Here is a 20,880-nt window from a genome sequence, read left to right as displayed (position 1 = left end):
TTCTATTTAGACGTTTCGCTGATTAATCACGGCGCAATCTTGGGTCAAGATAAACATAAGCCATGTCGGCGACAAAATTCGCTGATAGCATCGCCAGTGTCATGATTAATAACTGGCCTTGGATCACGGGATAATCACGGGAGACGATAGCTTCAAACAAGGTATTGCCTAAGCCAGGATAGTTAAACACCACTTCAGTAATGAGTGAGCCCCCCAGTACGACGCCCACTGTCATCGCAAAGGCGGTAATGGAAGGTAAAAGTGCATTACGAGCGCCGTAGTTAAACATCACGCGGGTTTCGCTCAAACCTTTGGCTCTGCCCATTACGATGTAATCTTCACCCAATAAGTTAATTAAGTTATTGCGAATAGTGAGTAAGTAGCCACCGATTTGCACAATAACCAATGAAATGATCGGCATGGTTGCATGGCTAATAACACTGGAAATGTATTCCCAACTAAAAGCGGGGTCGAGCTCAATATCATAGGCATAGGAATAGGGTAGCCAGTTGAGGGCGACACCAAACACAAACATGAACAGTAACGCTAAGACCACTGCTGGAATAGACTGTAGCACTAAGGACAGTGGTGAAAGGATACTGTCGAGCCAACCGCCTCGATTCCATGCTGCAATGATGCCTGATATGGATCCGATGAAAAAACTAATCAGGGTAGATGTGCCAACTAAAAATAGGGTCCACACCATGGAGCGTCCTAGCACTTCATTAACGGTTTGTGGAAAGTATTTAACTGAACTACCCAAGTCCCATGTCACGACACTTTTTAAGTAAATAAAATATTGCTCATAAAGGGGACCATCGACAAAACCGAAGGTTTCTTTTAGTGCCGCAATGCTTTCTACGGGGAGTGGATTTCCTTGTGATGAAAACATCACTGTTATGGGATCACCTGGCATTAGCCGAGGCAAAAAGAAGTTAAAAGTCGCCGCAAAGAAAAATGCAATGAGGTAAAACCCCAGACGACGTAATACAAAGTCCATATCAGACTCCTTAATATGGTCTAACGAAGTTGGCGCAAGGGGGGCGTTGCCAATACTACTTAATTTGACAACGGCTTGCTAAAGGCTTTTAAAGTGATTAGATATCACCGAGCTTAAGATTTAGGTTTAAGGCTCAACAAGTGCAACAGACGCTCAGGAGTGCCAGGATGTGGCTGAGGTTTTGCCACTGGGTTATCAGCGTTAAAGAACCCCTCAAAGCGCTCGGTGTTATATTGGTACCAGCTTGGGTTGTTAAATACAGGGATGAATGGCATATTTTCTGCCACTATCATCTGTATTTGGTCCATTGTCTGCTGTTGTGCGGCTTTGTCTGTCGTGGTGTAGAATTTATCCAGTAAGACATCTAACTCAGGGTTGGTAAACCGTGTAGAGCTCATTCGGGTTTTATCTAACTGAGAGCTATGGAAAGCGGTGTTATACATTAAGTGGGGCGTAACACCAGAAAAATAGGCGTTAATGGCTGCGTCATATGAGCCATCAATTAGCGCAGAAGTCCAAGACGCTGCCTCTGGCGTTGCGACTTTGGCATTAATGCCCATTTCTTGCAGTCCGTCAACGGCAATCTGCACGGTATTAACCCAATCTGTCCAGCCATTAGGCACTATGATAGAGAAGGCAATGGCAGAGCCATCTGGGTTATCAACATAGCCGTCGCCGTCTTTATCTTCGTATCCTGCTTGTTTTAACAGTTTCTTAGCGGCTTTCATATCATAGCGAGAATACTGGCCAAACTTCTTATCAACTTCATCATTATTCCAAGAGTGATAGCCAGCGCCAAGGCCAGATGGGTATTCATTAAGGGTTGGGTATCCGTAACCAGCGATATTCACCATGCTGTTTCGATCCATCGACATGGATACCGCACGGCGGAAGTTGACATCATTAAATGCTTTTTTGTTACCTGGGTTTTTACTTTCTAAGTTTAAGTTAAAGGCAACCATCGAATCAGCTGGGAACCAATATTTATGGTTACTAGCATCTTTAGAAACATAGGTTTTGTCTATATCAGGTAAAAATGAGCCAAACCAGTCTAACTCACCCTTTTGCGCAGCAGCTAGTACTTGATCATTATTCGCTAGTTGTGGCAATCGCACGCAGTCAACTTGCAGGGTTGAATTGTCCCAATAGTGCGGATTACGGCATTGAACATAAACTCGAGTAGTGAAACGTTCAATTTCGGTTAATGGCCCCGTGCCAACGGGGTTTTCATTGGTGAAAGTAATTGGATCTTTAACTTCACGCCAAATATGTTCAGCCACCACAGGTACACGAACGATTTCAATTGCCGCACCACTGTCCGGCTCAGGGAAACTGAACTTGACATGTTGCTCATCAATCACTTCAACGGCGCTAATGCGTTGCCAAATGGCTCGAGTATCAAGCGCAGGATTTGCTTTAACCATGTCAAAGCTGAATTTGACATCATTAGCATCAAAGTCTTGCCCGTCTGACCATTTAACGCCTTTACGTAAGGTAAACACTACCGATTTTGCATCATCGGCAAATTCAATCTTCTCGGCTAACCGGTAATGAATTTTTCCACCTTGCATGGGATTATAAATAGCCAAAGGCTCATAAATATATTCGTTAGTGGTGGGTAAGATAGTGGTTTGATTGTAAGGGTTAAAGTTTCGTACCCAAGAGGTAACTTGAACGGGGGCGATATTGAGCACCGCCTTATCGTCTTGTTCGGCAGCTGTAGCAGAAATACTGAGAGAGCCAGCTAAAATTGCACTGATGGTTGCACTTAACATCAATTTATTCATTTTGTAAGCTTCCTTGAAATAGTCTCATTAATTACTGGTTGAAGATGTAAGTTTCACTTTATCTTCTTGACCAATACACCCTGATACCACTTATACCCAATCAACTTGAAGATGCATGTTTCAGAGCGCCACCGTGTTTTCAATACTAGGCACGCTAATGCAGGAATGTAGGCACCTTTTAAATTAGCGTAACAACGTAGTGGAAACGAGGTGGCGCTCCCAAAGGGCAAGTTTTACAGGCGCTTATGCTGTGTGATTGATTTTGATAATGGGAAAGCCATTACCTGCAATCAATGCCTTGCCTAAATGCGTGTTAAATCTTGCTGAAATCGAGCCTCTCCAGGTTGATTGGGTATAGACTCAGTTGCATTTGGATAGCGCTATTCAAGCATTCACATTTTGTTACAACAATGTGAAAAGTCGTCAACACAGCATCAATAACGTAAAATACGGATATTAACCTATTGTTTAAAAAGGTTTTTAATTCATATTGCTAGGGTGATAAAAGCACGAACAAGATCACACAATGAATGACCTTGAATCCTAAAAAAGGGTAAATTACGCAAGAAATTCTAAATAATAAGTGAATATCAATTTAATACAGTCGCTTAGATGATGGCTCAAAAACTGATGAGCTGAGATCTGGATCATGCTTCGCTAGTGACAAATACATTATTGCTTTATCGCCCCCTTTAACTAATGACACTATCAATGAAATGATTAAGCATCTAATCACAGGAGAGCACTGGCGTTGTTAAAACAAATAAAAAACATGAGCTTTCGGGCAAAATTAGGAATGGCATTTCTACTGCTTTCAATCACGCCAATGGCTCTGATCGCGGTGATATTCCATGTTTCATTTGTGAACAACAACGAAAAGCAAGTAGCTGATACTTTATATTCCATTGCCCTCAATAAGGAGAACACCTTAAACCAGCATATGTTGGGATTACGTCAGCAAGCTTTACATTACAGTAATACCGATTTTGTGCGTTATGCCATGAGTCGGTTTTATGGTTTTTCTTATGCTTTTAACCTTATTTCAGATGATGCACAACGCTCTGCTGTCTTACTGAAAGATACTTTTAATAAGCAAGGTGATTTTAAAGATCTTCCCTCTAAATTAGGCATGACTGTAGGCAGCTATGCGCATGTTCATGATCGTTTCCATGAAGGCTTTGAAGAATATTTAGCGGTATCGGATTTTATTGACATCATCCTCATCGACCTAAAAGGGCAAGTGGTATACAGCACCCGTAAAGCAGGCTATTTTACCGCTAATCTAGGGGATCAAGGACACCGTAATTCGCCTCTAGGTAAGGCCTTTAGCAAGCTAGATGAAAGGCTGGCTAAAGAGTCGGATGTGACAACCACTAAGCCAGTGGTGTTTCAGGATTATTCTCTTGATCCAGTCAACCAAGAAATTGTGAGTTATTTACTGATTCCTATAAATAATCACGGACGTATTACCGGTTATATCGCATATGTATTACCCACTTCGCCTTTGAATAAAATAATGGCGAGTCGGCAAGGACTAGGGGAAACCGGTGAAACTTATACGGTTAATGAAGCGGGTTACCCCATTTCGGATTTATTATCGCAAGACCCAGCATTAAATTTAATGGCTATTTACCAGAGTGAAACACCCATGTGGTTGGAAGTGTTACACCAAGCTAAACGCTCAGCAACAGGTACTTTAGCCACTCATAACTATGAAGGAAAGCCGACTTTAGCTGCTTTTACAAATTTGAATTTAATGGGCTATGACTGGGTGATCATTGCTGAACAAGCCAATAGTGAGATCCAAGCAACCAGTGTCCGCTTTCGTAATTTGATTGTATTTATTGGCTGTATATCAATTGCCATTATTATCGCAATTGTTTATGTCTTATCCCGTTCATTGACGCGACCTTTGAACTCATTGATGCGAGCGACTGAAGCGGTAACGCAAGGGGAGTGGGACCGGCATATTCTTGGTCGCGGTCGTACCGATGAAATAGGCCGTTTAGCTAGTCGATTTGACGAGATGCAGCAAGCTATTGCTAATCAGATTAATGTTATTAATGACACCAATTTACAGTTAGAAGAAAAGGTAGCGGTAATCAATGAGCAAAATATTGCGTTGATTCAAGCCGATAAAATTAAAGATGAATTCCTAACTAATACCTCTCACGAACTACGAACTCCTTTGACGGGGGTGATTGGGATCACGGAATCGGTGCTCAATGGGGTTGCTGGGCCTTGTTCCGAGCAGCAACATCAGCAACTTACCTTGGCTTTAAATGGCGCTAGACGGCTTGCACATCTAGTTGACGACTTACTTGATTTTCATAAAGTAAAGAACAACCGCTTACGGGTAAACATGACAGCAGTGCAAGTAAACGCAACCGTAAATGGTGTTCTTGCGTTGTCGCAACATTTGGTTTCAGGTAAGCCGTTAAAACTATTGGGGCGTTTACCTGAGGATATATTATTTGTTGAAGCGGATCCTATTCGCCTTGAGCAAGTTTTATTTAACCTAGTGACTAACGCAATCAAATATACTGATGAAGGCGCTATTACCGTTAGCGTTAGGCGACAACAGCAGCAGGTGATCATATCCGTTGAAGATACTGGGATGGGAATTGCCAAGCAAGATCAAAGTCAAATATTTGAGCCTTTTAAACAAGTTGATGGCAGCCTCACCCGTACCCAAGGCGGCAGTGGTTTAGGGTTGGCGATTTCGAAACAGCTGATTGAGTTGATGCAAGGTAAGCTTTGGCTCAACAGCGAGATAGATAAAGGGAGCTGTTTCAGTTTCAGTCTTAGCTATTGTGATCCTGTGATGCCGATGGCAGCAACAAGCGTTGTTTATAACGCCAACTTAATGGTCAACAGCGAGCAAACGACCTTAGAGCAAGATGATGAATTTACCCAACCCGGTAAGCGTATTTTAGTGGTTGACGACGAATGGATGAACTTGCAGGTATTAAAGAATCACCTCAGTTTTGCTGGCTATGAATGTAAATTGTTAAGTGACGGTCAACAAGCTATTGATTTTATTCAGCAGCAAGAAGTGGACTTAGTTATTCTGGATGTGATGCTTCCGCATATTAGCGGTTTTACTGTGGCCAGTGAAATACGTAAAAGTAGAGATATGGCCAGCTTACCCATTTTAATGCTAACCGCTAAAACACGGGTAAAAGATATTATGACGGGTTTCCATTCTGGCGCGAATGATTATCTGATGAAGCCGTTTATGCAAGACGAACTATTGGCCCGTGTTCATAATTTATTAGAGGTTAAGCAGGCAAGCCAATTTTCGCAAGAAAACAAAATGCTCAAACGAGAAGTGGCCAGAAGGATTGAAACTGAACAAGCACTGCAAACCAGCCAAGCGCGGATGACCCAAATGCTGGAAACCGTTGAAGACGCAATCTTAAGTGTTAATCCATTCAACCAGATTGTCTTTTTTAATCAGGCTGCACAGCGGTTACTGGGCTATTCTGCTAATCAAATGATAGGTAGCGATGTTAGGGCGTTAATCAGTCAAACTGATCTTGAAGCCATTGCGAAGGGGCTAAAAAAGCACATGCGTTTTGAAGTGCAGCTTGATATAGCAAGTGCCAACAATAAAAAAATTCGCTCGCAGGCTTTTATATCTAGAGTAATGAGTAATAAAGAAGCTGATCTTGGTGATATCAGTATTGTTTTACATCAAACACAAAATGCTCAATTACAGCCGACTATTCAACAAGGTGATGAACAACTTGCGGAATTAGAATACCGTTCCACCTTAGTGCAAATAATGAATCATTCTTTGGCATTATGGCAAGATTGCACTGCTAAAAGTAAAGTGAATTTAGCCGAGGAAAGTCGTATCTGGAGTGTTTATCTTGATCGGTCGTCAGCGCAAACGCGCACCTTAGACAAATATTTATTGTTACAAACTTTGCCGAAACAGCCACGTTGGCGTGATGTATTACGCACCGCAACATTTGTTATACACCATTGCGAGAATAAAACTAATGGTCCAGAGGTCGCTGAAATTTCGTTACTTTGTCAAAAAGTTAAGCAATATCTCGCTGACAAATGATTACTGAACGTTGGCTTCACACTCTAGATGTTGCCGAGTCGGTGTTAAATTACTAACCAGAGTGTTGCTTAAGGCTAATACGAGTGGATACAAGGTTCTCGCTGAACATGCATCTTGGCTAACTTGGGTATAACTGTAAATCTAGCGAAGACAGCCCATTTTCAGTTACACTAGGTTTTTGCTAACTAAGATAAGTAAACCAACGTGTCTGAAGAAGAGTACGAAATAGAAGCCCTAGGTGTTGAAGTATCCTGTCAGCCCATTGAACTGTATAAAGTGCTAAAAATAGCCAATGCGGTAAGTGGTGGTGGTGAAGCTAAAATGGCCATCACAGAAGGCTATGTGGCTGTTAATGGGGATGTTGAAACACGTAAACGTTGCAAGGTTTATGACGGCGATGTGATCCAATTTAATGGCGAGTTTTATCTGGTTCTGTGTGATGAGCCTGTCTCGGAAGTAGGCGCGAAAAAATCACCTAATGTCGAAAGCCTAGATCGTCCCTCAGATACGCAATCTGAGCCTTTGTCGGCAAAACCGAGTAAATCAACCGCGAATACAGGGCGGAACAATACTAAAGGTAAATCGGCAAAACGTAAGTCAAAGGCGGAACATAAACCAGCACAGGTAGACCAACAAACAGGCCGTAGAGAGATTAAATTTTAATTTCTCTGCTATCAACGTTTCGGCTTAGTTAATGAGCCGGGCTTGGCTCAACAAGAAACTGTCGAATAAATTCATAGTTGCCTATTTCGGTTAGCGATTGTCGATTGATGATAACGATGGGCATTAATATTTCTTTACTAGGCGTTTCGTTTGCTAGCAATTTGACCCCTTGTTCAACGGCTGTGTAGCCCATTTTGTATGGGTCTTGTAACACCAGACTATGGATCACTCCATGTTGCAGGTGACTGTAGATCACCGAATTGATGTCAAACCCGCCCATCAAAACGTTGTTACGTTTTAGTTTTTTAATGGCCAGTGCCGCACCTTCAGTGGTTGTTTCATTGGGGGTCAAAATGACATTGATATTCTCGTTCTCGGCTAAAGCTAGACGGGTAGCATGCAAGGCACTGCCTTTGGTTACTCCGCCTTCGATAAAGTGAAGTTTATTCACACCATTTTTTTTCAGGTATGCAACAAATCCTGCCACTCGATCTTCCGTTGATGCATGTCCAGCGTCATTTTGCACTATTAATACTTCTGCTTTGTCAGGAAAATGGGGGTGTAATGTCTCTACAAGCTGCGTGCCAGCGGCAAAATTATCGGTAGCGACAAAACTGGCAGTATCAGGCCCAATTAAGGCTGAATCAAATACTATCACTTTCTTACCCTTGCGTTGGTATTGTAATACGAAAGGAACCAATAAGTGGGCATCTATCGGCGCTATAATCAGCACTTCAATGTTTGAGTCAAGATAGTTTCTGACAATTGATATTTGTGCTTCTATGTCAGTTTCATTATATGGGCCGCGCCAAATGACTTTTTGACTTTTTTCTTTACTTGCTGCAATGGCACCCGCTTGCACTGACTGCCAAAACGTCATGTTTACGCCTTTTGGCACAACTAAAATTTTGGCGTCATTGATGCTTGCCGCGAAAGAGTAAAATGAGATTAAAAATGCGGTAAAAAAAAGAACTATATTCAGCATGCCCATCGATTATCAGACTGTAATTTTGTTAATTCTAGTATAAATGACTGGCGAAAATGTAAAATTATCATATTTATCGCATGGTTAATTTTAAATTTATCACTAATAAACGTGAATAAAACCTATCTTAACTAAATGGGGTAAATATAGAACAATTTAAGTCGATAGCACTTGTGTCTGAATCGGAACTTTGACAATCTAGGCAAAATTTTCAATTGAGTCATTGTGTTGCGTAAACTACTCGTTTCTATCTCGGCCCCTATTTTACTGCTAAGCGCTTGTGCGACGGCGCCAAAGCCTCTGGATATTGTTGATCCCAAAACAAATTTTGGTAAACAAGCCTCAAACCAACAATTTACCGAAGTGCTAAATCCTGTGCCTCTGGTGATCTCAGATAAACCTCGTGATTACAGTCTGTTTACATTGCAAATGAATAAGGTGAAAGAAAAATCGCCTAACCTTGTTAAGCGCCAGAATGGATTATATCAACAGGTTGAAAACTGGGCCGAACAAAATGGAGATCCCGCCAGTCTTAACCTGTTTGGCATTAAAGCTGCGCAAATGGGCGGGGCTGATGGACAAGGAAACGTGTTATTTACCGGCTACTATTCCCCGGTGATGAAAATTCGCCATCAAGCGGATGCTGTTTATAAATACCCCCTTTATGGCATGCCAAAGTGTCAAGGTCGTTGCCCTAGTCGCGCTCAAATTTATGCTGGTGCCTTGGCTAACCAAGGATTAGAAATTGGCTATAGTAAGTCTCTGTTGAATAACTTTATGTTAGAAGTGCAGGGCAGTGGTTTTGTCTATTTTGAAGATGGTGGTGACAAACAATACTTTGCTTATGCAGGGAAAAATGGCCATGGTTATACAAGTATCGGCAAGGTACTTATTGAGCGAGGTGAAGTCGCCAGAGAAGATATGTCCCTAGAGGCAATTAAAAGCTGGGCGGAAAAGCAAGATGAGGCCACGTTGCGAGAGTTGCTTGAGCAAAATCTGTCATTTGTTTTCTTCAAAGCGAATAAAGAGTTGGATGTTATTGGCTCGGCCGGTATTCCTTTGCAAGGTGGGGCCGCAGTCGCAGCCGATAGAGCGTATTTACCTATGGGCAGCGTGATACTCGCCGAAGTGCCGCAGCTGGATGCAAAAGGCGTTTGGACGGGGCACCATGTGCTGAAATTATTAATGGTGTTAGACACAGGTGGCGCGGTTAAGAAAAATCATCTCGACTTGTACCATGGGTTAGGTGTTCAAGCGGGGCGAAATGCTGGCTACTACAAACATTTTGGTCGTGTTTGGCTACTCACAACAGGCGAGTAGCCTCTAATTGTTTAGAGACACCCACTTGAAGGAAACCAATCAACACCCTATGGGGTCTCTATTTAGTTTATATTGGCTGCTACCAATTTTAATTTTGCACTTTGTTTATAGTTATAAACCAAGCGGAAACTGAGTAGCACTGCCGCTGTTGTTAAGCCAGAGATAAAGCCCACCCAGTAGCCGTGTGGGCCGATGGGCTCGATGATCCAGTTAGTGGCAGCTAATACATATCCGACTGGTAGCCCGACTAGCCAAAAAGACACGAGAGTAATATAGAAAATAACTTGAGTGTCTTTATAACCTCGTAAGATACCCGCAACAATTACTTGTATGGTGTCAGAAAATTGATAGATCGCAGCGAGTACTAATAAGCTAGCTGCCAATGTGATCACTTCGCTATCATCGGTATAAAAAGCGGCTATTTGCTGGCGAAACACAAGACTAAATGTCGCTGTGACGACGGCAATCGCCAAGCCTAAAAAAATGGCTGTGTTGGCTGCTATCATCGCTTTTTCCGGTTGCCTTTCTCCTAGATTATGGCCCACACGAATACTGGCCGCGATACCAATACTTAACGGGATCATAAAAATCATCGATGAATAGTTAATTGCTACTTGATGACTGGACACGACTTCTGCGCCCATTGGAGCAAGTAACAAGGCCACGATAGTAAATAAGGTCACTTCAAAAAAAGTGGCTGCGGCAATCGGAAAGCCTAAAGAAAAAATACGCTTGATTTGTTTTAAATTAGGAGCAATAAAACGTTTAAATGGGTTAAGGCGCTTTAATTCACCATCTAATAATACATAAAGCAGCATGGCAATGCCCATCGCGAGGTAGACTAAAGCCGTGGCAACACCACAGCCTATACCACCTAAAGCAGGCATGCCAAGTTTACCGAAAATGAAGATATAGTTAGCGGGAATATTCACCGCTAAGCCAACAAATCCAATCATCATTGAAGGCACCGTACGCGACAGTCCATCACATAAACTGCGCAGCACAAGATAAAGTGCAAAGGGTGGCATGCCCCAAATGACGGCATGGAGGTAACCTTTGGTTAATCGGGCCAGCTCAGGCTCAACATCCATCCATACTAATACCCAAGGACTGTAATAGAGCAGAATCATCATGATGCCTGATAGTGCCATGGCAAGCCAAAGAGCCTGGATAACTGAAAAGGGGATTTGGCTGCGTTTTTTCCCACCGTTAAGGTGCGACACGATGGGCGTAACCGCCATGGTTAAGCCTTGCAGTAATAAAATGGCAGGGATCCAAAAACTTGATGCCACTGCGACCGCGGCCATATCGGTTGCACTTACATTTCCTGCCATTACTGTATCGATAAAGCCCATTGTGGTCATGGCTATCTGCGCGATGAGGATAGGCCAGCTGAGTTTGATTAAGGTCTTTAATTCCTGTTTGTAGTTGATCAAGGTATCTCCAAATACATAGGTGAAGAAGTTTTTCTGGAATTGTAAGATGCTGGTAGGGACGATTATAAGCCAAACTAATTCTTACCTGGACTATTATTCATGCAGTAAATTGATAAGGTAGTACTGCATGTGATCTGACCATCAATGGGACCTCATTAACGGCGAGAAACAGCAGGATAATAGTGCTTATTATGATTTAATGGAAGAAACATTCGTACTATCTAGGCTCGCTGATATTTTTACTGGTTAGGAGCTTGTCCGTTTGTTGCGGCAGGTGGGCGTGGTTATCGTATAGACTCTATTGGCTAAGGTCTGTTGACCTTTTCTGGTTAATTTTTGTTCGAGAGGGGACACCTTGTCTAAAAGCGTTTTGAGCAAGGCGAGCAGTGTGTAGCTTAGTATTCTAAGTAAATACTGCTCAACGATGGACAAAACGCTTTTAGCCGAATCCGTAGGACAGCGTTTGTTGGCCATTTTTACTGCGTTAGCGCCTTTTCGCATAGTTCACTATGCCACAAAGGTGCTGGCCACAACGAACGCTTTATATAAATACCCAACAATTCGCTGCAAAACAATCACGAAAGAGCAACAGACCCTAATGGTTTTTAAACTAGCCAATAGTGTCATGCAGACGAATGTTATTGTTTATTGGCATCCGATAGCGCAGCTTGCGTGGCTTTGCCAATCGCATCTATATCGGCATTATTATCGGCTAAAAATTTTTCAAACAGAGGCATCAGGTGACCCATTTTTTCATTGATAGTATCGCGCACGGTATCAACAATGACTTGGGTACCTCGTTCTATTTCGACATTAATTATTGCGCCGTTATTTTTGCTTTCAAACGTTGTCATTCGCCGCGTCTCTGGAATTAACCATACATCAAACCAGCCTTGTTGTTTATTTACGTCAGAGACCGTCAGGCTTGCTCCGTTTAAAGCAATATAGCCTTTTGGAAAGATATACTTGGCCCAGTCATCACTGATCGCGATACGTACCCGATAATTATCATCGATGTGTTGTACATCGAGTACCTGGGTTTTGAAATCTATGTGACCTGATAGCGGGTGACCACCAATCTCGGCACCGTCTTTTGCTGCGCGTTCAACGTTAATTTTTTGGCCTAGTGTATATTCGCTTAGTGTTGTGATTTCTAAGCTTTTCAACATAATGTCAAATGCAACTCGGGTTGGTGACAGGAGTTGGGTAACCGTCAAGCAAACGCCATCAACCGCGACACTGGCGCCAATTTCTAAATCTTGGCAAAAGCCAGGTTCAAATTCGATTTCAAAGGTTCTGATACCGTTTTGGTCAGTGACGGAAGCAATTAAAGCAACGGACTGAATTATACCTGTAAACATAATGGGTCTCCTGAAAACAACGAGAATGAGAGTATCACAGAATAAACTGTAAATGGGGATGATTGTGGCATGTTTATCGGCAATCAATGCCTTGCCGAAACGCGTGTAGAGCGTTGCTGAAATCAAGTATCTCCACGTTGATTGGCTATAGATGCAATATTGCAAAAATAAAACGGGCCTTTTGGCCCGTTATTGGTTATGTCTTTGCAGATAATTGTCTATGGCTTTGCTGCTGACAGCTTTTCAATGGCGAGTATCAACCCTAACCCGGCAGCCATCAGAGCAATGCACACTAATGTTTGTGCGTCTTGACCTGTCACTAAAGTAAAATCATTTGGCCATAAATTGGCCGTAGTCAGTGGCTTTTCAATGCCTTTAGAGCTTAAATAAGTACTGGTCACTTGTTTCCATGGCCAAAGCACATTTAATGAGCCGACTAAAAATCCGGCTAATAAGGCAAATGTGGCTTCATGAAAACGGCTTAACAACCATGATAAAAACCGTGAAAAACACATTAGGCCAACGATACAACCCAGTAAAAATAGCCCTAACAAGATAAAGTCACGATCATTGACCGCAGCTAACACATGGCCGTACATGCCCATTAACAATAAGATAAAGCTGCCAGAAATACCCGGTAAAATCATCGCACAGATTGCTATGGCGCCAGAAACAAAGAAAAACCAAGGGGCAGGGTCAACGCTACTTGGCGATATGCTGGTGATCACAAATGCGATCACGCTGCCTACTACTAAACTAATGATATTAACCGCGCCCCAGTGGGTTATTTGCTTTGCGATATGGATTACAGAGGCAATAATCAAACCAAAAAAGAACGACCAGACTAATAGAGGATGATACGCTAACAAGTACGTAATAAGCTTAGCAAGGGAAGCAATACTGAGGAGTAATCCGGAAAACAACACTAACAAGAAGGTGCCATCAATATGCTGCCAAAAAGCTTTAACTCCATCTTTTAATAGAATATTAACGGCTTTAAGATCAACGGATTTGATCGCATTTAATAAACGCTCATAAATACCGGTGACAAATGCGATAGTACCACCTGAAACCCCTGGCACCACATCGGCAGCGCCCATTCCCGCTCCCTTAAAAAACAACAATAACCAATCTTTTGTGGAATACTTATTAGACATGAGGGTAACGCGCTCCTTGTAAAAATAACATCGCGATCTGACGAAGTAACTTGATAAAGGCAGGATTTTACCTGTTTATCACGCTGATACCTATGAAATATGATGATAAATAAAGGAATTATGAGGGCATATATAGGAATTAAAATGACAATAGCAAGATTCCTAACAACACAATTGTGATAGCAGCAGTAAAAATACAGTGAAACCCGCAGCGAGATCATAACAGTAGTTGTCATCGACTTTAAAATAACAAACAATTATGGCAATAACACACTTTTTGGAGCAGCAATGAACACTCATTATGTCGTCGCCGATGTTGGCGGAACTAATATTCGATTAGCCTCAATTGATGAGAAAACTGGTGAGCTAAGCCAAATAAAAAAGTACTTGTGTGCTGAATTCCCAACCATTGCTGACGTGGTTAAAGAATATTTTTCTGAATTAGATGGTTTAGTAAAGCAGCTATGTATCGCAATCGCCTGTCCAGTGGATGATGATCTAGTTGAAATGACCAATCATACTTGGACTTTTTCACAACAGGCACTGAAGAAAGCCCTTGGACTCGATAAGCTTTATGTCATCAATGATTACACGGCTATTTCCCTTGCTGTACCATTTCTAGCCGATGACGAAAAAGTGCAGATTGGTGGTGGTGAAGTAAAAGATAAAAAGCCTATTGGTATTTGTGGACCAGGTACAGGGTTAGGCGTTGGTCATCTTATCAACATTAATGACAAATGGATAAGTTTGGATGGTGAAGGTGGCCATACTTCATTTGCACCAACGGGAGAGCGTTCACGTCAGGTGCTCAATGTATTAGCTGAAAAAATGGGCCACGTGAGTGCAGAGCGTTTACTCTCAGGTCAAGGAATTGAAAATATATATCAGGCCCTTTGTCATATCGCGCAGCAGCCTGTTAAGTTTAACGCAGCAGCCGACATCACCCGGGCCGGTTTAGCGCAAGAGTGTCAACAGGCACAGCTGACCCTTGAAGTATTTTGTGAAGGGTTAGGCGGTTTCGCTGGTAATTTGGCGCTTAACTTAGCTTGTGAGGGCGGGGTATATATTGCAGGCGGCATTGTGCCTCGATTTATCGATTATGTGAAAAGTTCAAGCTTTCGCGGCGCGTTTGAAAGTAAAGGGCGTTTTAGTGCTTACAATGCTGGCATTGCGACGTATGTGGTGTTACATCCCGATCCAGGCCTATTCGGTGCAGGCGTGTACTTAAGGCAAGAGTTGAAAGTTATTTAAGGTCAACTTGGCGGCTTTTTAGGCAAACAGTTTAAAAATAACCTTTAACAGTTGACGGATTAAGCCGTTTTCCTTATTCTTGCCGCCGTTGTCTCAGGGCTAACCTGTCAGACTAAAAAAATTTGGTGAGCTGGCTGAGTGGCTGAAGGCGCACGCCTGGAAAGTGTGTTTAGGTTAACCCCTAACGAGAGTTCGAATCTCTCGCTCACCGCCATATTAAAAGGGTTTCAGAATATTTCTGAAACCCTTTTTTGTTTGTCGGTTATCTTGTGCCAGTATTGCTTCACAAATCTCATAAAAAGCATTCATTTTCATTTCCTTTCTCTCGTTGACAAATTATTTTTAAGAGAGTATCTCAAGCGTTGCTTTAGAGCTGTGGCTGGGCTAATAACACGCTATTTCTGAATTATCTAAGTAGGAGCTTTACCTTGTTTAAGTCATTACTCAGTATCATGCTGTTCGTTTTATGCTGCGGTTTCGTTATTGCGGCTGACGAAGCAAGGGTTAATCAATCTGATCCCAGTCATCCAGTTATTGAAAAAGATGGCTTAGTTAATATTAATGTGGGCGTTGATCTTACGGGGTTTGAGCAGCCAGCAGCACAGGTTGCGCAAGCGCTAGCGGATATAGCAGAAACGATGTCTGATATGAGTGCGCGCCCAGAATTAACCTCAGAAGAAAAGCAACAAGTACTAAACATGATGTCACAAATTGAGACCCTCACGGTGACCTTAGATAATTCACTTATTAAGCTGCCGAGTTTAGTTGAGCAAGCTAGTTTACCCATTGTAGAAAGTAGTCAAACCTTTTTGGGTGATCTTAAAGTCACCGTCATATTAATATTAATTGCATTTTTTGTGGTGATTTGTCTTGCTTTATATGCTTGTTATTATCTGCTGTTACGGCCAACGAAAGATTTATTAATCGGTACTATTGGTGAGCTTAACCAGTTGGCGAGTGCAATGGAAAACACAGCGAAAATAGTCGAACTGAGTGGCCAGCACCATGCAACGATACTGGCCGCAATTGAGCGACAAAGAATGTCACCTCAGCATGAGACTTGTCATCAATCAATTGATAAGGATGATGTGGGGTCACTCAGTTAAGATTTTTGTACAAGCACAGCATTAAGTAGAGATAAAGCCATTCAAGTTATTTATGCTGAGCAAATCAAGGTTATGGCGGTCAAGTCACTGAGCCAACAATGCAGCTTCACGAAGATAATGTGTATTAGTTCAGATGCTTGTTTAGCGTGCCGACAAAATTAGCCTGTACCACCTACCAATGTTGACCCGCTGAAAAAATTTACTATTAAGGGTTTGCTCGTTAGACTGCGCCCTCAATCGTATTGAGTAAATAGCCATGACGTTTTCAACCTTCAAGTTAGCCCCTCAGTTGGTCGCCGCTTTGCCGACTCACTTGGTGCAAGCATCTCCCATTCAACGCCTTACTATTCCTGTTGCACTTAATGGAGAAGACGTACTGGCAATTGCCCCGACAGGAAGTGGCAAAACCTTCGCCTTCGGTTTGCCTTTATTAAATGGCATTGATGGCCAACTAAATGCAGTGCAGGGGCTTATTATTGTTCCTACACGTGAGTTAGCCCTGCAGATTGCTGAGCAGCTCAACCCTATCGCTAATGCGTTATCGTTGCGAATTCAAACTCTTTTTGGCGGACAATCTCAATCCCGTCAAGAACAAATTGATACGCTCGCCTTGTCTCCCCAGATAATCATTGCAACAGTTGGCCGCTTAGATGACTTTCACCGGCACCAGTTAATCTGTTTTACTGAGCTGAAATTACTGGTATTAGATGAAGGGGATCGCTTACTTGATATGGGCTTTTGGCCAAAACTTAAGCAACTGCTTCAAGCCATGCCGACTAGGCGGCAGACCTTGTTGTTTTCTGCCACTATGCCAGCCCCACTTGAGGCATTAGCGCAAACAATATTAACTACGCCAAAGCATTTAAGGATTAGTGCCGCAGAGCTCCTTGCACCAAAAATTGAAGAGCAGCTGTTTTTGGTCAATAAAGGCAGTAAAGCACAAGCATTAATCGCTTTATTAAAAGCACAATCCAAGCAGCAAGTATTGGTGTTTATTAGTGTAAAAGACAGTGTCGACGCCGTAACTAAAAAACTAGTTAAGGCAGGAATTAACGCGGCAGCCTTACACGGAGATAAAGACCAAGAGGTGCGTACGAATACCTTACTTGATTTTAAAACGGGAAAGGTAGAGGTGCTGGTGGCGACAGATTTACTTGCCAGAGGTATCGATCTCGTAGCATTACCGACAGTGATTAATCTTGATTTACCTAGTCATGCCGAGACCTATGTGCATCGGATTGGGCGCACGGCGCGAGCAGGAGCATCGGGTTTGGCTATTTCATTGGTTTGTCATGGCGAATCAGGGTATCTCCACGCCATTCGTCAGTTAACTGGGCGAGCTTTACCTACGCAAACACTGGCCGGATTTGTTGTCACAGACCAACCCAGTAGCGCAACGCCTAAGCGTGCGCCACGGGACAAACAAGCTAACAGGCGCAGTTTAAATAAGCGCTCTATTAAAGGGTTTCAAAGTAAATCAAAAAAAAGCTGATTAGAAATCCTTTAAAGGTAGCCAGTCGACTGTTACCCCTGCTTGTTCGAACATATCTTGACTTACTTGGATTTTGTCACCCCAGCGAGACAAAAAGTCGTCTGTTTGCTCTGGACAATGGACGGTAGCGATGCCTGTTTGAATAATCTTTGCTGCGCAGTTAGGACAGGGAAAGTGTGTCACCCAAATCTCGCAGCCAGCCAAATCGCGCTTGGCAAACAAAATGGCATTTTCCTCGGCGTGTAAAGTTTTCAGTAGTTTCATGTCACGGCTATCAGTTTCAGCACTGTCTGAAATACCGTGAGGATAGCCATTAAAGCCAACCGAGACGATGCGATTTTTCTCTGTGATCACTGCGCCTACTTGAGTTGAAGGATCCTTACTCCACGAACCAACGAGTTGGGCCATTTGGAAAAAGCGTGCTGCCCATTTACTAATCATGTCGGATTCCTATGGTGGTTTAAATTGAATGCACAGATGATAAATCAATTTAAAGGGTAACATGAAGTAATACTTAACTATTTTGTTAATGGCATGGGTTGTTGATGGGTCATGATTTGATCAAATTCTGCATAAATGAGCATTTGACTTTGGCTTAGCTGCTCAATTAATTGGTTTTTTGTTTTTGCCGATAGTTCACATGTTAGTGTAATGATGGCTTGGTTATCACTGCGTGCTTGGACAGTAATAATAGGGCAAGCATATTGCTCTATCATATTGGCTACGTCTTGCTTTAAAACAGGATTATCCGCTTTATATTGCAATAGTAATCGAGTTTCACTTTGTGCTTTACTTTCAGCGTGAGCAACAGCTCCACAGCACAAAGTGGCTAGAATTAATAATTGTCGCATGATCACTCCAAAAAATTAACATTAGGGCCAAAGCCCTAATGTTAATGGGCACTAAACACAATTATTTAGTGATTAAGCGCCATGGCCCCCATTGCTCGGTGCCAGGTTCACTGTTTCGGTTCCACCATTTGCTTTGGTAAACCTTATTATTGTGCACTACAACATCACCTGCTACATAGACTAGATTGCTATTCCAGCTATCCACTGGGGTTGGATCAACACTCGGTACGGGTGTTGGCGCAACGGTTGGAAGCGGCGTTGGGGCCGCTGTTGGCTGTGGCGTTGGCTCAGGTGTCGGAGCTGGTGTCGGTGCTGCCGTTGGCTTAGGTGTCGGTGCTGGCGTAGGTGCAGCAGTTGGCGCTGGAGTCGGTGTGCCAGCAGAGCCTAGTTTTTCCCATGGCCCCCATTGCGTAGAGCCTGGCTCAACGCCTTGGTTCCACCACTTGCTACGCCATTTAACGTTGTTATAAATAACTTCGTTATCTTTGACATAAACTTTCGCTGGATCCCAATGTCCTGCTGGTACTGGGGCGAGAGTAGGCGTTGGCGTTGGTGCAACAGTCGGCTCGACAGATGGGACGACACCCGTAGCGAGCAAGGCTAGCGCGGCTTTCGCATCTGCAACACCGCTACCACAATCGATGCATCGGTTTGGATCGGCAAATGGCTTGGCGGTTTGCTTAATGACTCGCTCAACTTCATCAGGAGTGATGTCTGGTTTGGCTTCATACATTAAAGCCGCCAGTGCTGCAATATGTGGTGCAGCCATGCTTGTGCCTTGATAAGCGGCATAGCTCTCACCAGCTTGTACCGTTTTACCGGCATTAATGGTCGAGTAAATTCCACCTGCTGAGCCGTAGCGAGTTTCACCACCTGGTGCGGCGATATCGACATCCTTACCAAAGTTTGAGTAACTTGCTTTGTTAGCATACTGATCAAGAGCTGCAACAGTGATCACGCCTTGACAACTGGCGGGAGTGAAATTAGCTGCATTTTTATTACTATTGCCTGCAGCAACCACAATTGTTGCGCCTAAGTTCCTTGCCGTGTTAAACGCTTGTTGTGACACTCGCGCACAAGTGCCTGGTCCGCCTAGAGATAAGTTAATAACTTTAGCTGGGTTAGGGTTAACTGGTGCGCCTGGTACACGAGCACCAGCAGCCCAAAGTACACCGTCAGCAATGTCTGAGCTATAGCCACCACATTTGCCTAAAACACGAACAGGCACTATTTTGGCGTCGTAAGCAGCACCAACAACACCTTTACTATTATTTGCAACAGCCGCGATGGTACCGGCTACATGGGTTCCGTGCCAAGATGAATCAGAGTCACGTTTTGGATAGTTATTGCCACATTCACCTGCTTTAAGCCAGTCCCCAGCATCACTTGGGTCGGCATCACGGCCATTGCCGTCATTGCCCATGGTGGCGTTGCTGATGAAATCATAGCCAGTTACTGTATTAGCTTCTAAATCACTGTGTTTGGCATACCCAGTATCGACTACAGCAACATTAACACCTTTACCTGTGGCATATTGCCAAGCATCAACGAAGTTCATACCACCAGCCACATTGGTTAAACCCCATAGCTTATCAAAGCTAGGATCATTCGTATTGGCCATAGCAAACATGAGCTGATCAGGCTCAGCGTATTCAATATCCGGATTGTTCTCTAAGTCACGTAATATGTGTTCAAGGGATTGGTTGTCCTGCCACTGATCTAGCTCATAAACTTCTTCGCCGGTTAAGGTTGTACGTTTGTAGTCAGCAACAAAACCTGTGTTAGCTGTTAGCGCTTCTGTTACTTCCATGCGGCGCACTTGCGATACAGCAGCGCGCATGACGCCAAAGCTTGGTTGTTTATATTTAACAATAATACGGTTTGTTTGTGGGTAGTTATCATCGAAGCCAGCTTGTGCATTGGCGGCGCTGGTTGTGAACGAGAGTAGTGCGGCGCTAACGGCCAGGCACAAAGTGGTTTTCTTGTGCAGATTCATTAAATGCTTTCCTTGCAGTTAATTTAGACATAATGAGTTATGTGGCAGATGTACAACATCTAACCAATCAATGCTCTCACTCGGTAATATCTAAATCAAACTTAGGTAAGCTTTATGTTAAAAAAGATAGACCCCTGTCGTATATTTACCGCTAGATAAAACCCGATAGGTTAGTGAATATGACCAAATAACGAGATTGCATCCACATATGTATCTAATTTAAATATTTTTGTTTAACATATTGGTAACATTATAATTTGCTAAATAATGCTAGTTAAGGCTATGGCTAGGAGTGATTTGAATAGGAAGTATAAAAGGGGGAGATGGTGCTCGCTACTGGACTCGAACCAGTGACCTACGCCATGTCATGGCGGCACTCTACCAACTGAGTTAAGCGAGC

At 43.0% G+C, this 20,880-nt stretch carries 15 protein-coding genes and 2 tRNA genes; 7 read left to right on the top strand and 10 right to left on the bottom strand.

Going from position 1 to position 20,880, the window contains the following annotated elements; translation table 11 throughout:
• Positions 1–22 precede the first annotated feature (22 nt).
• Both Q4519_RS18305 and Q4519_RS18300 read right to left on the bottom strand, forming a co-directional pair.
• A complete protein-coding gene (locus tag Q4519_RS18305; RefSeq protein ID WP_232799569.1) occupies positions 23–1,000 on the bottom strand; it encodes an ABC transporter permease in 978 nt (325 codons plus the stop codon).
• A 113-nt stretch (positions 1,001–1,113) separates the two neighbouring features.
• Complete coding sequence (locus tag Q4519_RS18300) at positions 1,114–2,787, bottom strand: ABC transporter substrate-binding protein (protein WP_232799568.1); 1,674 nt, start codon at positions 2,785–2,787, stop codon at positions 1,114–1,116.
• A 751-nt stretch (positions 2,788–3,538) separates the two neighbouring features.
• Here Q4519_RS18300 and Q4519_RS18295 point away from each other — a divergent pair.
• Positions 3,539–6,862, top strand: coding sequence for an ATP-binding protein (locus Q4519_RS18295; protein ID WP_303514776.1), 3,324 nt, complete (start codon positions 3,539–3,541; stop codon positions 6,860–6,862).
• Between the two features lie 204 nt (positions 6,863–7,066).
• Complete coding sequence (locus Q4519_RS18290) at positions 7,067–7,525, top strand: RNA-binding S4 domain-containing protein (protein ID WP_303514775.1); 459 nt, start codon at positions 7,067–7,069, stop codon at positions 7,523–7,525.
• Positions 7,526–7,553: 28 nt separating this feature from the next.
• Here the strand turns inward: Q4519_RS18290 and Q4519_RS18285 are convergent, their stop codons facing one another.
• Entirely contained in the window at positions 7,554–8,510 is a 957-nt protein-coding gene (locus Q4519_RS18285; protein WP_303514774.1) for a substrate-binding domain-containing protein, read from the bottom strand.
• Between the two features lie 225 nt (positions 8,511–8,735).
• Between Q4519_RS18285 and mltA the strand changes: the two genes are divergently transcribed.
• Positions 8,736–9,830 (top strand): murein transglycosylase A, encoded by a 1,095-nt coding sequence (gene mltA / locus Q4519_RS18280; RefSeq protein ID WP_303514773.1) that lies wholly within the window; start codon positions 8,736–8,738, stop codon positions 9,828–9,830.
• A 62-nt stretch (positions 9,831–9,892) separates the two neighbouring features.
• Here the strand turns inward: mltA and Q4519_RS18275 are convergent, their stop codons facing one another.
• The 3 genes from Q4519_RS18275 to Q4519_RS18265 all read right to left on the bottom strand — a co-directional run bounded on the left by Q4519_RS18275 (position 9,893) and on the right by Q4519_RS18265 (position 13,784).
• The gene (locus Q4519_RS18275) at positions 9,893–11,266 is read right to left on the bottom strand and encodes an MATE family efflux transporter (protein WP_232799563.1); all 1,374 of its coding nucleotides are present in this window, start codon (positions 11,264–11,266) and stop codon (positions 9,893–9,895) included.
• A 638-nt stretch (positions 11,267–11,904) separates the two neighbouring features.
• Positions 11,905–12,627 (bottom strand): riboflavin synthase subunit alpha, encoded by a 723-nt coding sequence (locus tag Q4519_RS18270; RefSeq protein WP_303514770.1) that lies wholly within the window; start codon positions 12,625–12,627, stop codon positions 11,905–11,907.
• A gap of 218 nt (positions 12,628–12,845) precedes the next feature.
• Positions 12,846–13,784, bottom strand: a complete 939-nt coding sequence (locus Q4519_RS18265; RefSeq protein ID WP_303514767.1) for a DUF368 domain-containing protein — start codon at positions 13,782–13,784, stop codon at positions 12,846–12,848.
• A gap of 288 nt (positions 13,785–14,072) precedes the next feature.
• Between Q4519_RS18265 and Q4519_RS18260 the strand changes: the two genes are divergently transcribed.
• From Q4519_RS18260 to Q4519_RS18245, 4 genes are all read left to right on the top strand, one after another.
• Positions 14,073–15,035: a glucokinase gene (locus Q4519_RS18260; RefSeq protein ID WP_232799559.1), complete on the top strand. Its 963-nt coding sequence runs from the start codon at positions 14,073–14,075 to the stop codon at positions 15,033–15,035.
• 124 nt (positions 15,036–15,159) lie between these two features.
• A tRNA-Ser gene (locus tag Q4519_RS18255) sits at positions 15,160–15,249 on the top strand.
• Positions 15,250–15,463: 214 nt separating this feature from the next.
• A complete protein-coding gene (locus Q4519_RS18250; RefSeq protein WP_303514764.1) occupies positions 15,464–16,141 on the top strand; it encodes a hypothetical protein in 678 nt (225 codons plus the stop codon).
• 256 nt (positions 16,142–16,397) lie between these two features.
• The gene (locus Q4519_RS18245) at positions 16,398–17,633 is read left to right on the top strand and encodes a DEAD/DEAH box helicase (protein WP_303514761.1); all 1,236 of its coding nucleotides are present in this window, start codon (positions 16,398–16,400) and stop codon (positions 17,631–17,633) included.
• Here Q4519_RS18245 and Q4519_RS18240 read toward each other — a convergent pair whose 3' ends face one another.
• The 4 genes from Q4519_RS18240 to Q4519_RS18225 all read right to left on the bottom strand — a co-directional run bounded on the left by Q4519_RS18240 (position 17,634) and on the right by Q4519_RS18225 (position 20,880).
• The gene (locus tag Q4519_RS18240) at positions 17,634–18,074 is read right to left on the bottom strand and encodes a dCMP deaminase family protein (RefSeq protein WP_303514759.1); all 441 of its coding nucleotides are present in this window, start codon (positions 18,072–18,074) and stop codon (positions 17,634–17,636) included. It lies immediately after the preceding gene.
• A 77-nt stretch (positions 18,075–18,151) separates the two neighbouring features.
• Positions 18,152–18,484 (bottom strand): hypothetical protein, encoded by a 333-nt coding sequence (locus Q4519_RS18235; RefSeq protein WP_303514757.1) that lies wholly within the window; start codon positions 18,482–18,484, stop codon positions 18,152–18,154.
• Between the two features lie 61 nt (positions 18,485–18,545).
• Positions 18,546–20,480 carry a S8 family serine peptidase gene (locus Q4519_RS18230; RefSeq protein ID WP_303514754.1) on the bottom strand — a complete coding sequence of 645 codons (1,935 nt, stop codon included), beginning with the start codon at positions 20,478–20,480 and terminating at the stop codon, positions 18,546–18,548.
• A gap of 324 nt (positions 20,481–20,804) precedes the next feature.
• Positions 20,805–20,880, bottom strand: a tRNA-Val gene (locus tag Q4519_RS18225).

The organism is Motilimonas sp. 1_MG-2023 (assembly GCF_030547455.1).
Classification (GTDB): domain Bacteria; phylum Pseudomonadota; class Gammaproteobacteria; order Enterobacterales; family CBDFNC01; genus Motilimonas.
This window is presented reverse-complemented; position numbering and strand designations above follow the sequence as displayed.

Coding starts and splice junctions, on each gene's coding strand:
- Q4519_RS18265 (WP_303514767.1), bottom strand. CDS start 13,784: ATGTCTAATAAGTATTCCACAAAAGATTGGTTATTGTTGTTTTTTAAG.
- Q4519_RS18240 (WP_303514759.1), bottom strand. CDS start 18,074: ATGATTAGTAAATGGGCAGCACGCTTTTTCCAAATGGCCCAACTCGTT.
- Q4519_RS18230 (WP_303514754.1), bottom strand. CDS start 20,480: ATGAATCTGCACAAGAAAACCACTTTGTGCCTGGCCGTTAGCGCCGCA.
- Q4519_RS18245 (WP_303514761.1), top strand. CDS start 16,398: ATGACGTTTTCAACCTTCAAGTTAGCCCCTCAGTTGGTCGCCGCTTTG.
- Q4519_RS18285 (WP_303514774.1), bottom strand. CDS start 8,510: ATGCTGAATATAGTTCTTTTTTTTACCGCATTTTTAATCTCATTTTAC.
- Q4519_RS18305 (WP_232799569.1), bottom strand. CDS start 1,000: ATGGACTTTGTATTACGTCGTCTGGGGTTTTACCTCATTGCATTTTTC.
- Q4519_RS18270 (WP_303514770.1), bottom strand. CDS start 12,627: ATGTTTACAGGTATAATTCAGTCCGTTGCTTTAATTGCTTCCGTCACT.
- Q4519_RS18260 (WP_232799559.1), top strand. CDS start 14,073: ATGAACACTCATTATGTCGTCGCCGATGTTGGCGGAACTAATATTCGA.
- Q4519_RS18300 (WP_232799568.1), bottom strand. CDS start 2,787: ATGAATAAATTGATGTTAAGTGCAACCATCAGTGCAATTTTAGCTGGC.
- Q4519_RS18235 (WP_303514757.1), bottom strand. CDS start 18,484: ATGCGACAATTATTAATTCTAGCCACTTTGTGCTGTGGAGCTGTTGCT.